Origin of the sequence: Actinopolyspora lacussalsi subsp. righensis, assembly GCF_900116555.1 — a bacterium.
Classification (GTDB): Bacteria; Actinomycetota; Actinomycetes; order Mycobacteriales; family Pseudonocardiaceae; genus Actinopolyspora; species Actinopolyspora lacussalsi.
In genome coordinates this window covers 366,192-380,548 of the sequence record NZ_FPAT01000003.1, presented here as the reverse complement: position 1 = coordinate 380,548, position 14,357 = coordinate 366,192, and the positions used below count along the sequence as shown (strand labels likewise).

At 69.6% G+C, this 14,357-nt stretch carries 14 protein-coding genes; 6 read left to right on the top strand and 8 right to left on the bottom strand.

Translation table 11 applies throughout. The annotated features are described in order from the left end of the window. Positions 1-9: 9 nt before the first annotated feature. The 5 genes from BM394_RS07890 to BM394_RS07870 are packed head-to-tail and all read left to right on the top strand — an operon-like array spanning position 10 to position 4,368. Positions 10-432 (top strand): urease subunit beta, encoded by a 423-nt coding sequence (locus BM394_RS07890; RefSeq protein WP_092975967.1) that lies wholly within the window; start codon positions 10-12, stop codon positions 430-432. Next, the gene (locus BM394_RS07885; RefSeq protein ID WP_092975964.1) at positions 425-2,164 is read left to right on the top strand and encodes an urease subunit alpha; all 1,740 of its coding nucleotides are present in this window, start codon (positions 425-427) and stop codon (positions 2,162-2,164) included. The genes BM394_RS07890 and BM394_RS07885 overlap by 8 nt, the downstream gene beginning before the upstream one ends. Next, positions 2,164-2,874 (top strand): urease accessory protein UreF, encoded by a 711-nt coding sequence (locus tag BM394_RS07880; protein WP_092975961.1) that lies wholly within the window; start codon positions 2,164-2,166, stop codon positions 2,872-2,874. Before BM394_RS07885 ends, BM394_RS07880 begins: the two co-directional genes overlap by 1 nt. Then, positions 2,864-3,604 (top strand): urease accessory protein UreG, encoded by a 741-nt coding sequence (gene ureG / locus BM394_RS07875; RefSeq protein WP_092975958.1) that lies wholly within the window; start codon positions 2,864-2,866, stop codon positions 3,602-3,604. The genes BM394_RS07880 and ureG overlap by 11 nt, the downstream gene beginning before the upstream one ends. Then, positions 3,601-4,368 (top strand): urease accessory protein UreD, encoded by a 768-nt coding sequence (locus BM394_RS07870; RefSeq protein ID WP_092975955.1) that lies wholly within the window; start codon positions 3,601-3,603, stop codon positions 4,366-4,368. Before ureG ends, BM394_RS07870 begins: the two co-directional genes overlap by 4 nt. 15 nt (positions 4,369-4,383) lie before the next feature. On the opposite strand, the gene BM394_RS07865 is transcribed toward BM394_RS07870, so the two are convergent. After that, positions 4,384-4,980 carry a DUF1707 SHOCT-like domain-containing protein gene (locus BM394_RS07865; RefSeq protein WP_165400568.1) on the bottom strand — a complete coding sequence of 199 codons (597 nt, stop codon included), beginning with the start codon at positions 4,978-4,980 and terminating at the stop codon, positions 4,384-4,386. 135 nt (positions 4,981-5,115) lie between these two features. Between BM394_RS07865 and BM394_RS07860 the strand changes: the two genes are divergently transcribed. Further along, positions 5,116-6,027, top strand: coding sequence for an exonuclease/endonuclease/phosphatase family protein (locus BM394_RS07860; RefSeq protein ID WP_175530006.1), 912 nt, complete (start codon positions 5,116-5,118; stop codon positions 6,025-6,027). 140 nt (positions 6,028-6,167) lie between these two features. On the opposite strand, the gene BM394_RS07855 is transcribed toward BM394_RS07860, so the two are convergent. The 7 genes from BM394_RS07855 to BM394_RS07825 are packed head-to-tail and all read right to left on the bottom strand — an operon-like array spanning position 6,168 to position 14,345. Further along, the gene (locus BM394_RS07855) at positions 6,168-7,727 is read right to left on the bottom strand and encodes an ABC transporter ATP-binding protein (protein WP_092975948.1); all 1,560 of its coding nucleotides are present in this window, start codon (positions 7,725-7,727) and stop codon (positions 6,168-6,170) included. Then, positions 7,724-8,536, bottom strand: a complete 813-nt coding sequence (locus tag BM394_RS07850) for an ABC transporter permease subunit (protein WP_217643406.1) — start codon at positions 8,534-8,536, stop codon at positions 7,724-7,726. The genes BM394_RS07855 and BM394_RS07850 overlap by 4 nt, the downstream gene beginning before the upstream one ends. Next, entirely contained in the window at positions 8,533-9,483 is a 951-nt protein-coding gene (locus BM394_RS07845; protein WP_217643405.1) for an ABC transporter permease, read from the bottom strand. Before BM394_RS07845 ends, BM394_RS07850 begins: the two co-directional genes overlap by 4 nt. Next, positions 9,480-11,012 (bottom strand): ABC transporter substrate-binding protein, encoded by a 1,533-nt coding sequence (locus BM394_RS07840; protein WP_175529991.1) that lies wholly within the window; start codon positions 11,010-11,012, stop codon positions 9,480-9,482. The genes BM394_RS07845 and BM394_RS07840 overlap by 4 nt, the downstream gene beginning before the upstream one ends. Then, complete coding sequence (locus BM394_RS07835) at positions 11,009-12,295, bottom strand: MFS transporter (RefSeq protein WP_217643404.1); 1,287 nt, start codon at positions 12,293-12,295, stop codon at positions 11,009-11,011. The genes BM394_RS07840 and BM394_RS07835 overlap by 4 nt, the downstream gene beginning before the upstream one ends. After that, positions 12,292-13,413 carry a PLP-dependent cysteine synthase family protein gene (locus BM394_RS07830; RefSeq protein WP_092975942.1) on the bottom strand — a complete coding sequence of 374 codons (1,122 nt, stop codon included), beginning with the start codon at positions 13,411-13,413 and terminating at the stop codon, positions 12,292-12,294. The genes BM394_RS07835 and BM394_RS07830 overlap by 4 nt, the downstream gene beginning before the upstream one ends. Then, a complete protein-coding gene (locus tag BM394_RS07825) occupies positions 13,410-14,345 on the bottom strand; it encodes a hypothetical protein (RefSeq protein ID WP_175530005.1) in 936 nt (311 codons plus the stop codon). The genes BM394_RS07830 and BM394_RS07825 overlap by 4 nt, the downstream gene beginning before the upstream one ends. Positions 14,346-14,357 lie beyond the last annotated feature (12 nt).

The window sequence follows — 14,357 nt, the reverse complement described above, 5'->3', positions numbered from 1 at the left end:
GGAGTCCGTGTGTATCCCGGAGAGATCATTGCCGCCGCCGAGCCCGTGCCTCTCAATCCGGGACGGCCTCGGGTGCGGCTGACCGTCCGCAACCTTGCCGACCGTCCGGTGCAGGTCGGCTCGCACTACCACTTCGCCGTGGCCAACCCGGGGCTCGAGTTCGACCGGGACGCCGCATGGGGGCAGCGGCTGGACATCGCCGCGGGCACCGCGGTTCGTTTCGAACCGGGGATCGAACGTGAGGTCGAGCTGGTCCCGATCGGTGGTGCGCGCACCGTGCCGGGGCTTCGTACCGAGTTCGCGGGCCCCCTCGACTCCGCGTCTTTCGATGCCGCCCGTCTCGATCCCATCCGTCTCGATCCCGGCCGTTTCCGGGACGGCGGCTCCGAGCCCGAGGATCCGGAGCGATCCGGAAAGGACCCGCATGACTGACCACGGCGATCCCAAGGAGATCGACCGGGAGCGCTACCTGGAACTGTTCGGGCCCACCACCGGTGACCGGATCCGGCTCGCCGACACCGACTTGCTCGTGGAGGTCACCGAGGACTTGGCCACCGGTCCGCACGGCTCCGGCGAGGAGGCCGTGTTCGGCGGTGGCAAGGTCGTGCGCGAGTCCATGGGGCAGTCGACCGCCACCAGGGCCGAAGGGGCACCGGACCTGGTCATCACCGGAGCGGTGATCCTCGACCACTGGGGTGTGGTCAAAGCCGACGTGGCCGTGCGTGACGGGCGGATCGTCGGCATCGGCAAGGCGGGAAACCCGGACACCGCCGACGGGGTCGATCCCGCGATGGTGATCGGCCCGGCGACCGAGATCGTCGCGGGCAACGGCAGGATTCTCACCGCAGGCGCCATCGACTGCCACGTGCACTTCATCTGCCCGCAGGAGATCGAGGCCGCGCTGGCTTCCGGCGTCACCACCCTCATCGGAGGCGGCACCGGCCCGGCCGAGGGGTCCAAGGCCACCACGGTCACGCCCGGCGAGTGGAACCTCTCCCGGATGCTGCTCGCGCTGGAGACAGCGCCGGTGAACACCCTGCTGCTGGGCAAGGGGAACACGGCGAGCCAGGAGGCGCTGACCGAGCAGTTGCGTGGCGGTGCCGGGGGGCTCAAGCTGCACGAGGACTGGGGCGCGACTCCCTCGGCCATCGACGCCGCGCTGCGCGCCGCCGACCGCAGCGGTGTCCAGGTCGCGATCCACACCGACACGCTCAACGAGGCGGGCTTCCTGGAGTCCACTCTGGATTCCGTGGCGGGCAGGTCGATCAACGCCTACCACGCGGAGGGAGCCGGCGGCGGGCACGCGCCGGACATCATCAAGGTGGCGGGCCACTCCCACGTGCTGCCCTCCTCGACCAATCCGACCAGGCCGCACACGGTCAACACCATCGACGAGCACCTGGACATGTTGATGGTCTGCCACCACCTGAACCCCTCGGTCCCGGAGGACCTGGCCTTCGCGGAGAGCCGCATCCGCCCGACCACCATCGCGGCCGAGGACGTGCTGCACGACCTCGGCGCGATCTCCATGATCGGTTCGGACGCGCAGGCCATGGGCCGGATCGGCGAGGTGGTAACCCGCACCTGGCAGACGGCGCACGTCATGAAACGCGGCAGGGGAGCGCTGTCGGGCGACGGCGCCGCGGACAACCGACGCGCCCGCCGCTACATCGCCAAATACACCGTCAACCCGGCGATCGCGCACGGTATCGACGGCTCCGTCGGATCCGTCGAGGTGGGCAAGCTCGCCGACCTCGTGCTGTGGGAGCCGAAGTTCTTCGGAGTCCGACCGCACGCGGTGTTCAAGAGTGGATTCGCGGTACGGGCCGCGATGGGCGACGCCAACGCCTCCATCCCCACGCCGCAGCCGGTGTTGTCCCGCCCGATGTTCGGTGCCGAACCGCGAGCGGCGGCAGCGGGAGCGGTGTCCTTCGTGGCCCCCGAGACGCTCGGGACGGGGCTGGCGGAACGGTTGGGGCTGCGTCGAGAGCTCGTCGGGACCTCTGACACGCGTGCTGTGACGAAGCGGGACATGCGGCACAACGAGGCCACCCCGGATGTGCGGATCGATCCGGACAGTTTCGCGGTGCGGGTGGACGGTGAACTCGTCGAGCCCCAGCCGGTATCCGAGGTCCCCATGGCGCAGCGCTACTTCCTGTTCTGATGACACCCGCGGTGCCCACGGTTTCACTCGCGACGCTCGCGCTCGCCGACTCACGGTTCCCAGGCGGTGGTCACGCGCACTCCGGTGGTCTGGAGGAGGCGGTGCACCGCGGTGCCGTGTCCGGGCCGGAGCAGCTGGCCGAGTTCCTACACGGCAGGCTGCACGGAGCCGGTGCGCAGGCGGCGGTCTTCGCCGCTGCCGCCGCACACGCCGCCGCCAGGGGAGTGCGTCCGGACCACTGGTCGCTGTTGGACGCCGAACTCGACGCGAGAACACCGTCGCCCGCCCAGCGCGCGGCGAGCCGTGCGCAGGGCCGGGGCACGCTTCGCGCGGGTCGGGCGGCGTGGCCCTCGCGGGCCCTCGACGAGCTACTCGCCACAACGGGCAGTCCGCATCATCCGATCGTGGTCGGTGTGCTGCTGGGGGCGGGCGCGTCCGGTTCACCGGCCGATGCCGCTTCCGTGGTTGCCTATCTGTCGGTCAGCGGTCCGGCGTCCGCCGCGGTTCGGCTGCTGGGGCTGGACCCGTTCGCGGCCAACGCGGCGGTCACCGCGTTGCGGGCCGATACCGAGCGCATCGCGGCGGAAGCGGCACGGACGGCGGGCCACCGGCCCGAGAGCCTGCCCGGTACCAGTTCTCCGGCACTCGATCTGCTCGCCGAACAACACCAACGACACCACCGGGAAGAGGTACGGCTCTTTGCAAGCTGAACACCAGCACCACGTACACGGCCAGGGCGGCCACCGCCATCCGGTCGATTTCGACCCGACCGCGGCGGGCCCCGATCCGTTCGCGCCCGCGGCCTCGGGCAGCAGGCCGGTGCGGATCGGCATCGGAGGTCCGGTCGGCAGCGGCAAGACCGCGTTGACCGCGGCGCTGTGCCGCACCCTCGGGGCCGAACTCGAACTCGCGGTGGTCACCAACGACATCTACACCACCGAGGACGCGGACTTCCTGCGGCAGGCGGGAGTGCTGGATCCCGGTCGGATCGAGGCGGTGCAGACCGGTGCCTGCCCGCACACCGCCATCAGGGACGACATCACCGCGAACCTGGACGCGGTGGAGCGGCTGCAACAGCGCTACGCCTCGCTGGATCTCGTGCTCGTCGAGAGCGGCGGCGACAACCTCACCGCGGTGTTCAGCCGCGGGTTGGCGGACGTGCAGGTCTTCGTGGTCGACGTGGCAGGCGGCGACAAGGTTCCCCGCAAGGGCGGGCCGGGTGTGACCACCGCCGATCTGCTGGTCGTCAACAAGGTGGATCTGGCCGAACGGGTCGGTGCGGACATGGCGGTCATGCTCGCCGACGCCCACCGGATGCGTGGTGAGCTGGCCGTGCTCGCGCAGTCGCTGACCGAGGATCCGGCAGCCTCGGCGGCTGCCGACTGGGTGAGGCGGCAGGTCGCGGAGCACCGTGCCGCCGTGGGGCCGAGCGCGGAATGAAGTCGGCCGCTTCGTTGACCGTCGAACTCGACGGTGCGGGCAACTCGGTGGTGCGGCGGTTGCGTTCGATGGCACCGCTGACCCTGGTACCGCGCCGTCGTCGCACTCCCTCGACGGGAGGGGCGGTCGTGCACCTGGTGGGCTCGGCCACCTCGCCGTTGGGCGGGGACGATCTCACGCTGCGGGTCCGGGTCGGTGCCGGTGCCCGGCTGCTGTTGCGCGGTATCGCGGCTTCACTGGCGTTGCCGGGGCACGGCCCCGGTGGCAGCCGCGGTTCGATCAGCATCGACGTCGAGGAGGGCGGCACCGTCGAGTACCTGCCCGAGCCCACGGTGGTGACCTCCCGCGCCGAACACCGTGCCGACCTCTCGGTGCGACTGGCCGACTCGGCGCGGGCCTGCTTCCGGGAGACGTTGGTGCTGGGGCGCACCGGGGAGGAACCGGGCGGATTGGTGACCACTACGAGTCTGGAGTGCGCGGGCAGGCCGTTGTTGCGACACACCTTCGAGGCCGGGCGGCAGCGGTTGCGTGCCAGTCACGCCCATCTCGGAGGCGCCCGGGTGCTGGCCAACGAGTTCGTGGTCTGGGGCCGGGATCCCGAGCCGCGTTCGGAGGTGGACTGGGCACTGCAGCCGTTGGCGGGTGGGGGATCGCTGACCACTGTGCTCACCGCCGACACGGTGACGGCTCGACGGCGGTTGGCCGAAGCCCGGGCGGTGCATCCGGCAGGGGACGATCTCACCCCGGTCGGGACGGCCGGTTGAATCCGCACCGCTCACTCAGTCGGCCCGCTCACCGGGCTCTTTGCTGTAGATGCTCACTCCGCCACAGAACGCGAAACCAGTTATGAGTACCTTGATCTCGCTCTGCGAGGCCGCGCCGCGCACCTCTCGCTCCACACCGCCCATGATCGCGGCGCACCGGTCCTCGATCCTGGTGCCCGGGGGCACGATGACCTCGATTCCGCCCATGATCGCGTAGCAGCGGATCTCGACCTCGTCCGCGTCGAGGTAGGCCTCCCGGAGGTCGATGCTGCCACCGCCCCAGAAGGCGAACGTGGCGAAACGCGGAGGCACGCGCCAGGGGCCGGCGCGCTCGGTGTAGCTCATGATCCCCACCGCCGTCCTGCCCGGGGTCGAGTCCGAGGTCGAGTCACGGGAGGACGTGCCGGTCCCCGCCGCTTTGCCGGTCTCGTCGGGCAGATCGCTGATCAGCGGTGCCAGCTCGCTGTAGGTTCGCGCACGATACGCTTCGGCGACCCGCTCGTCGAACTCGTTCAGCGTCAACCGACCTTCCTGCTGTGCCTGTCGCAGCAGGGCCGCGATCTGTTCCCTGTCGTCGTCTGACGCACGCAAGTCGGGCGATTCGCTCGGCATGGCACAGAGCATACTTCCGAAGGCCGTTTCCGGGTGCTCCTGTCGCGGGTTGAGGTTCCGGGCGCCCGACCGTACCTTCAATGCGAGTTGTTTTCGTATTCGTTTGGTGATCGCAGTCTCATTCGGAGTAACGACATGCCTCGACGCAGCGCCCTCTGCTCGGTCGCAGCCCTCTGTTCGCTCGCGTTGGCCGCGCCGCTGGCCACCGGCCCCGGGGTCGCGCACGCGGCCGAACAGCCCCGAACCGACGGGAGCTTCTCCGCACTGACCTACAACGTGGCCGGACTGCCCGATTTTGTCTCCGGCAGCGACCCGGCGACCAACACACCGTTGATCAGCGAGCGGCTGCCGCACTACGACCTGATCAACGTTCAGGAGGACTTCAACTACCACGACGAGCTGTACGCCGCCGACGACCACCGGCATCGCACCGAGACCAGTGGTCCCGCCGTCTTCGGCGACGGGCTCAACACGCTCTCCCGCGATCCGATCACCGACTTCCGACGGATCACCTGGGACGAGTGCTACGGAACCGACTGCCTGACGCCGAAAGGCTTCAGCCACGCCCGGATCGAGCTCGCCGCGGGAACCGGGTTCGACCTGTACAACGTGCACGCCAACGCGGGAACCGACTCCGGCGATCTCGCGGCCCGTCGGTCCAACCTGGCACAGCTCTCCGAGTACATCCAGCGGAACTCGCGGGACAGGGCCGTGATCGTCATGGGCGACACCAACACCCGCTACACCAGGGAGGGTGACAACATTCGCCAACTGGTGGACGACAACGGGCTCACCGACGCCTGGGTGCGGCTCGAACGGGGCGGGAGCCGTCCCGCCGCCGGTGCCGCTCCGCTGGAGTGCGATCCCGACGCGCCGAGCGACTCCTGCGAGGTGGTGGACAAGATCCTGTACCGCGACAGGGGTGGTCTCGACCTCACGGCGGTCGACTACGGCAACGAGCACACCGCGTTCCTGGACGAATCCGGCGAACCGCTGTCCGACCACTTCCCGCACCGCGTCCACTTCGAATGGACCTCCACCGAGTAGGGGGTCGCCGCTCGGTTCGTCGAGGTGGCCGGGTGGCGGAACCTCTCGCGCGGCTCTCGCCGCGGGTGCCCCGACATCGGGTAGCGGCCCTGGGGGCGGCGATTTCGCGAGAAATCGCCGCCCCCAGGGCAGGTCGAGTGCTACCGCCGTGCGGCTGTGACGATACGGCTTGCCACGGTCGATCGGGGCGATCCCAGCAACCTTCCGGTGGGAGCCCGTTCCACGCAGCGCCCCTCCGCCAGTACCAGGACCTCGTCGGCCAACGGTGCCACCGCCGCCAGGTCGTGACTGATCAGCACGAGCCCGATCGCGGAACGTTCGGTGATCTCGCGCAGCAGCCCGAGCAGTTCGGACTGGTTGACCACGTCCTGCGCGGCCGTGATCTCGTCGCAGATCAGCACGGCCGGCTCGGCCAGCAACGCCCGAGCCAGGGCCGCGCGTTGCAGCTGGCCTCCCGACAGCTCGGCCGGACGCCGCTCGTGCGTGGCCTCGTCCAACCCCACGGAGCGGAGCGCACGTGCGGTCTCCTCCCGCGCCGACCGTAGGGTGCCACCCCGGTTCAGCCGGACGGTGCGGGCCAGTTGCCTTCCGACGGTGCGGAACTCGTCGAAGGAGGCCCTGGCGTCCTGGTGTACGTACTGCACCGCGCCGCGCTGCCGTCTGCTCCGTCGGTGGATGTCGTTGTCCAGTACGGCGCCGTCGAGCTCGATCCGACCGGAATCGGCCGGGGTGAGCCCGGCGAGACAGCGTGCCAGCGTGGTCTTGCCCGCACCGGAACGTCCCACGACGGCAACGCGGTGCCCCGGGGGAACGGCCAGTTCGGCCTCGTGCAGCAGCGGAACACCGGTGGGGCTCGTACTGCGGAGACCGTCCGCGCGCAGACCACCCACCGGGGGAGACCGATCCGGTTCGGCGATTCCGTGTCCGGACTCCGGGAGCCGTGGTTCGGCGGCGAGCAGCGCACCCGTGTACTCGTGCGCCGGCTCGCGCAGCACCCTTCCGGTGACTCCCCGCTCCACGACCTCCCCGTCGTGCAGCACCATCACCCCGTCCGCCAGTTCCCGCGCCAACCCGAGGTCGTGCGTCAGCAGCAGCACCCCGGTCCCCGTGCCGATGAGCTCGCGCAGCGTGTCGACGGTTTCGGCCCGGGTCACCGTGTCCAGGCCACTGGTGGGTTCGTCCAGTATCAACAGTTCGGGTTCGATGATCAGCGCGTGGGCCAGGGCCACTCGTTGTTGCTGTCCTCCGGAGAGCTGGTGCGGAAACCGCCGCAGCAGTCGTTCGTCCGGGGACAGGTGCGCCGCTTCGAGCGCCCGGCGAACCGCATCGCGGCGCCGCTCGCGGCTCCGGTGGCTCGGCGGGGCCAGTTCACCGAGCACACTGCCGATCCGCCGCGCCGGATTGAGCACCGCGGCCGGGTGTTGGGGCAGGTAACCGATCCGCCGGGAGCGGGCGGCTCGCCGTCGCCGTTCACGCAGCGAGAGCAGATCCAGCCCGCGTAGCCGTACGCTGCCGGACAGCTCGACACCGCTGCCGCGCTCGCCCTGGGCGGCCAGCCCCAGTGTCGTCTTGCCACTGCCGGACTCCCCGAGTACGCACAGCGTTTCCCCGGGATTCACGCCCAGCGTCACGTCGTCGAGCAGGCGGGTTCCCGCCGCGTTCGCCGCCAGGCCGGTGATTTCGAGAAGCGATTGGTTCAACGTCGTACCGTCCGTCGGTTCGACAGGCTCCGGTCCACCACGAGATTGACCCCCGTACACAGCGACACCAGCAGCAGTGCGGGGACGGTCACCGCCCACGGCTGGATGAACAGCGCGTCCCGGTTCAGTTCGATCAACACCGCCCAGTCGGTGGCCGACGAGGCCAGCCCGAGCCCCAGGAAGTTCGCCGAGGCCATCAGGTACAGCACCAGGTTGAGCCGGGACGCCGCGTCCACCAGCACCGGCCCGAGCACCGAGCGGCCGAGATAACCCAGCCTGATCCGGGCACGCCCCTCGCCCTGCATGAGCATCGACTCCACCGCGGTGCTGGTCCCGGGACTCAGCGCGGCGGTGCGCGCTATCCGGACCACGGCGGGCAGCTGCAGCGTGGCTATCGCGAGTACCAGTGTCGTGGTGCCCCGCCAGCCTGTCGCCGCCAGCACAAGCAGCACCAGCAGTCCGGGCAGCGCCAGCAGGAAGTCCAGCAGCCGCAGCACCAGTCGGTCCGCCCACCGCCGTCGTCCTCCGGCGATTACCAGCGCGATCGGAACCCCGATCAGGTAGGACAGCAGCAGCGCGGCCGCGGCCATGGTCACGATGGAGGTGCCGCCGCTGAGCGCCAGCGCCAGCACGTCGCGCCCGAGCTCGTCGGTGCCCAGCGGATGTCCGGGGCCGGGAGGTGAGAGCGAACCACCCTCCGAACGCGTCGAACCGGCCACCAGCGGCCCGAGGAACGCCGTCAGCACCGGCACCAGCAGCAGGATCCAGCCGACCGGTGTGATCGGGAAACGGTGTCGTGATCGGTTCAAGACGCACTCCGGTGTCGCGGTACAAGCCGGTACGCGGCGATGTCGGCGAGCAGGTTGACCGTCACCGTCGTGCCCGCGAACACCAGCGCGTAGCCCTGCACCGTGGGCAGGTCGCGAGCCATCACCGCGTCGACGAAACCCGAACCCAGGCCGGGAAGGGCGAACAGCGCTTCCACGACCACCACGCCTCCCAGCAGGCCGTCCACGGTGCGCGCGAGCTGCTGCACCGATGGTCCTGCCGCGTTAGGCAGCACGTGCTTGAACAGCACGGTGCTTTCCCGCAGCCCGTGCGTACGGACGTGCCTGGTGTACTCCGCGGTGTTGCCCTCGGCCACCCCGATCCGGATCTGCCGGGTCAGCGCGCAGAGTTGTTTGCACACCAGCACGACCACCGGCAGCACCAGCACCGCGGGGTGCGTCGCCAGCGAGGTCCCGGAAAGCCCGGCCGCGGTGGCGGGCAACCAGCCCAGCCGCAGTGAGAACAGCGCCACCAGCAGCAGTCCCAGCGCGAACTCCGGTATCGAGTCGAGCACCACGATGACGGAGTTGACCGCCTTGTCCAGCCGTGAGCCCTGGCGCAGCCCGGTGGTGACTCCGATGAGCAGCGCCAGCGGCACGATCACGGCCAGCGCCACACCGGTGAGCACGGCGGTGGTGGCCAGTCCGTCGGCCAGCTCGGCGGTGACCGGCGCGCCGGTCAGCAGCGAAGTGCCGAGATCGCCGTGCGCCAGACCTCCGAACCAGGCCAGCAGGCGCCGCACGAACGGTTCGTCCAGGCCCAGCTGCTGCCGCAGCGTCTCGATCTGCTCCGGGGTGCCGTGCTTGCCCAGGATCACCACCGCGGTGTCGCCGGGCAGCAGCGCGCTCAGTGCGAAGACCGCCACGGCGACACCGAGGATCTGCAGTACCGCGACCGCCACCCGTCTCGGTACGTACGCGAGTGTCAACCCAGTTCGGCCTCGTCGAACCTGGCCCAGCGCGTCGAGTTCGGCGTGGCCGCGCGCAGACCGCTGACCCGCTTGGACACTCCGACGTTCCAGTTGCTGAATCCCCAGACCATCATGCCGCTGTGGTCGCGTGCGTGCCGCTGTGCCTCGGTGAGCAGTTCGTCGCGCTTCCGCTCGTCCGGCGTGGCGACGGCCTCGTCGTAGCGGTTGTTGAACTCGGACGAGTCGTAACCGGTGTAGTTGGCGCTGACCGATGCCTCGCGCAGTCGTTTGGACAGGTAGCTGGTGATCGGCAGCGTCGCCGTCCTGGTGTGCCCGGCGACGCCCTTCTTCTTGATGTCCGAGTAGTGGGTCTCGGATGGGCCGACCCGGGGGGTGACCTTCAGACCGATCTCGCCCAGCTGCTCGGCGATCAGGTTCGCGGCCGGTTCGAAGTAGGGGTCGGCGGAGCTGGTGTTCAGCTCGAAGTCGAGCCCTTCCGCCCCGGCCTCGCGCAGCAGGCCCCGGGCGTGGTCCACATCGCGTTCGCGTTGCGGAATCTCATCCGGGTAGTACTTGAGTCCCTTGCCGAACAGGTCGTTGCCGAGCTTGCCGCGCTCGTTGAGCACGACCTTGACCAGCGCCTCGCGGTCGACGCCCGAGAGCACCGCGCGCAGGACCCGGCTGTCGTTGAACGGTGGCCTGTCCACCTTGAACGCCACCGCCTGCATGGTGCTGTACGGCGCGGCCAGGATCCTCGCCCCGCTGTCGTTGTCCACGGTCGACACCGAGTTGGCGCCGATGTCGTGCGAGTAGTGCACCTGCCCGGACAGCAGTGCCGATACCCGTGCGTCCTCCTCGTTGACGGACACGAATTCCAGTTCGGCCGGTTTCGGGGCGCCGTTCCAGTGGTCGGCGAACTTCTCGAACACCGCCGATTCGCCGGTCTCGAACGAGACGAACCGGAAGGGGCCGCTGCCGATCGGCTTGCCGAAGTCCGTGGTGCCCGCGGGCACGATCTCGGTGGCAGGGGCGCCCATCGCGGTGGGGAAGGTGAAGTCCGGTTCGGACAGCACCAGGACGAGTTCGCGATCCGAGTTCGCCTTGCTGGATTCGAAATCCACTCCCGACAACTGGGGTTGGGCGGGGGAGCCGGTGGCGGGATCGGCGATGCGTCGGTAACTGTAGAGCACGTCCTCGGCGGTCACCGGCTTGTTGTCGTGGAACCTGGCCTCGCGTAACCGGATCCGCCACCGTTTGCCGGTATCGTCGGGTTCCCACGACTCGGCGAGGCGAGGGATGGGGCTCATGTCCTGGTCGTAACCGAGCAGGGTGTCGAAAAGCGCCTTCGATCGGGCCTGGTCGACGAAGAGGGTGCTGGTGTGCGGATCCAGTGATTCCCGGTCCCCGGAGGTGGAGAACGCCACCCGCAGCCGGTTCTCGCTCGAACTCGCGCCCGTGTTCGCCCCGCAGGCCGCGAGTGGGCCGAGTGCCAGAGCGCCCAGTGTCGTCGACAGCACCCGTCTTCTGCTGATACCTCCCGCGTTCACGCCGAGGTCTCCTTTCCTTCCGATCGATTCGGCTCGCTCGATCGAGCGAGCAGCCCGCGCCGCCGCATCGCCGCGGCGCCGCTGCCGCCGGCGAGCCCCACCAGAAGCAGCGCCAGCCAGGGCAGCCATCCCAGCGCCGAGCCGCTGAAGCCGTCGAGCAGGCTGCCTGCCAGCCAGCTCACCGCCGCGGCCACGACGCTGGAAACCAGGTAGTAGAAGCCGTAGTACGTGCCCGCCAGCCGTTCACTGCCCACGATGGGCAGCAGTTCCATGGCGAAGGGGTTGGTGACGGCCATGCCCACGGTGAACAGCACCGTGCCCAGCAGTACCGGCAGACAGGCCAGCGCGATCCCGAGCCAGGAGTCGTCGCCCGCGCCCGAGTGCGTCGGGATGAACGGGTTCGTGAGCAGAACCGGTAGGAAGGACGCACCCATGCAGAACAACCCGGTCGAGACCGAGCGTCCCGCGCCCCAGTTGCGGCGGCACCAGTCGGTGATCCGCACCTGCCCGAACACCCCGATCAGCGTGGAGACCACGAACACGGCGGCGATCGACCAGGACAGTCCGGAGACACGTTGAATCTCCAGCGGCATCGTCAGGTACAGCTGGTTGTACAGCGCGAAGTAAGCCGACAGCGACAGCGTGAAGGCCACGAAACGGCGGTTGGCGATCACCTCTCGCCAGCTGCCCAGCACACCGTTCTCCTGCCGCTCGATGTCCCGGTGTGGCAGTACCGCCAGCTGCGCGACCGTCAGCACCGCGAAGGCGACGCAGGCCGAGGTGGCGATCAGTCGGAAGTCGACGCTGAGCAGCGCCGCACCGAGTAGCGGTCCGACCAGGGTGCCCGCGTGGGCGAACACGTTGAACACCGCGAACGCCTCCGCCCTGCGCTCGCCCGCCTCGTGGATGAGGTAGGTGCGCACAGCGGGGTTGAACAGCGCACCGGCGAGCCCGGTGAGCACGGCGGCGACGATCAGTCCGGGCAGCGAGGTGAACAGCCCGAACGAGCCGAACGCCACCACGCGCAACGCGCAGCCCGTGATGATCATCGGTCTGCATCCCAGCCGGTCGGCCGCGGTGCCGCCGACGAGGAACATGCCCTGTTGGCTGAGGTTGCGGATTCCCAGCACCAGCCCGATCACGGCCGCGCCGTACCCTAGCTGCCCGCTCATGTACGAGGCCAGGAACGGCAACAGCATGTAGAAGCCGAGGGTGATGCCGAACTGGTTGACGACCAGCAGTCGTGCCGCGGGGGACAACCCGCGGAAAGTGGTTCCGCTCAAGACAGTGCACCGTCCTGTCCGCACACCGGGCAGTCGGTTCCGGCGGTACGCCCCGGGCACGGGTCGGCCACGCGGCGGGACCTGCTCCAGCGGGCGGTCCCCTCGTGGCGCTCGTCCTCCCGATCGACCGGACGCCGCTCTCCCCGCGTGGCGTGCAGTCCGTTGCGATCGACGAACTCGTCGTCGTAGATGGTTTCCCAGTAGCGGTGTGGGCCGTCCGGGAAGACGCCCACGATCCGGTCCGACCCGATCTCGGCCGCGTACCAGGCCGAGACGAGAGCGACCGCGCCGGTACTCCAGCCCCCGCTGACGAAGTTTCCCCGGGCCAGTTCCCGACACGTCCGCGCCGCCTCGGCCGGGCCGACCCAGTGCACCTCGTCGAACCGGTCGTAGGCGACGTTGTCCGGATGGATACTGCTTCCCAGCCCCCGCATCAGGCGTTTCTCCGGTGGTTCGCCGAACAGGGTGGAACCGGGGGAGTCGACTCCGACGATGCGGACGTCCGGCCGGTGCGGGCGGATGGCGGACGCGATACCGGCGCTGTGACCACCGGTGCCGACGCTGCAGACCACTGTGTCCAGTCGGTCGAGCTGGTTCAGCAGCTCTCGGCCGAGAGGTTCGTAGCCCGCGGCGTTGTCCGGGTTGTTGTACTGATCCGGCCAGAAGGATCCCGCGTGCTCGGCCAGCAGCTCGTTCACCCTGTCGCGGCGTGCCCGCTGCCAACCGCCGCGCGGGTGTGGCTCTCCGACGATCTCGACCCGTGCACCGTAGGCGCGCAGCAGCGTCAGCGTCAGCGCGTCGATCTCCCGATCGGTCACCAGGATCACGGGGTGGCCGAGCGCGATTCCCACGTAGGCCAGTCCGATACCCAGTGTTCCGCTGGTGGACTCCACGATCGTGCCGCCCTCGGCGAGCTCGCCGCGGCGGCGTGCTCCGGTCACCATGGACAGTGCCGCTCTGGCCTTCATGCCACCGGGGGAGAGTCCTTCGAGCTTCGCCCAGAACCCCGGCTGCGGATCGGGAAGCGGGGTGGTGACGCGCAGCAGCGGGGTGTTGCCGACCAGTTCGGAGAGGGAGTGGTACTTCCTGCCGCCGGGTACGCGCTCCGGATCGCTCACACCGCACCACCTTCCGTGCTGGGCGCCGTCCGAGAGGGTGGTGGGGCGGTGCCCGCCTCGGTGCGCTCGTCGGCCCGCGGTGGGGTCGTGGCCGGGTAGGTGTGGATGTCACCGGCCTCGCCGGTCAGCCAGAAGAACGGGTACGGCTCCGCGGACAGGGCGGTCACCTCGTCGCCGAGCAGTTCCCGGAAGACGGCGCTGCCGCTCTGCGCGAACACCACCAGCGGAACACCGCTGTCGCGGCAGTGTGCCGCGATCCCGTCGAAGGTCCCGTTTCCGAGTACCATGCCGGAGGCCAGCACCGCTCCCGCCTCCTGGATCGCCTCGGAGTGCTCGGTCCGGATCGGTTCGCCCCATTCGGTGTGTCCACCCTTGAGATCACAGGGGACGTAGTCGAAGCCGCGTCCGGTCAGCGCCGCCAGCAGCGAGTTCACCACGCCGATCACCGCCACCGGACCGGTAGCGCTCTCGGGCAGCAGGTTCGCCACGATCTCGGCCCGCGCGGTCGACTTCCGCAGCGAGTCGCCGGCCGGGACACGCACGGTTCGGGCAGCGGGATGGGAGGTGTGCGGCCGGAGCCAGGTCAGATACGCGTCCAGCGCGGCGACCCGCACCGCCGTCACGGGGTGTCGGAGCAGCTCGTCGACACTGCTGCCCGCTATCCCGGTGAGCGCTCCCGCGTGGAGTTCGCCGGGCTCGGTGGCGCAGGAACCGATCACCTCGCCGACACGGATGCTGAGCACCGAGTTCACGTATCCTGTGCTTCTGCCGCTGTGTCGTGCGCTCTGTTCGGTGCGGAACGCCACCGAGGCGGTCGTTCGCCGTGGGGTGTTCTCGTCGGGGAGCCCGTTCGCTGCCGTGCGGGTGCGCCGGATCAGGTCGTCCAGCACGGTGCGATGAGGATCCGGAGAAGATAAGTCCGTAGTAGACATAGGTGTCTCCGC

Excerpts from the sequence above, each read along its gene's own strand:
- BM394_RS07880 (WP_092975961.1), top strand. The coding sequence starts at position 2,164 with ATGACACCCGCGGTGCCCACGGTTTCACTCGCGACGCTCGCGCTCGCC.
- BM394_RS07825 (WP_175530005.1), bottom strand. The coding sequence starts at position 14,345 with ATGTCTACTACGGACTTATCTTCTCCGGATCCTCATCGCACCGTGCTG.
- BM394_RS07885 (WP_092975964.1), top strand. The coding sequence starts at position 425 with ATGACTGACCACGGCGATCCCAAGGAGATCGACCGGGAGCGCTACCTG.
- BM394_RS07870 (WP_092975955.1), top strand. The coding sequence starts at position 3,601 with ATGAAGTCGGCCGCTTCGTTGACCGTCGAACTCGACGGTGCGGGCAAC.
- BM394_RS07865 (WP_165400568.1), bottom strand. The coding sequence starts at position 4,980 with ATGCCGAGCGAATCGCCCGACTTGCGTGCGTCAGACGACGACAGGGAA.
- BM394_RS07860 (WP_175530006.1), top strand. The coding sequence starts at position 5,116 with ATGCCTCGACGCAGCGCCCTCTGCTCGGTCGCAGCCCTCTGTTCGCTC.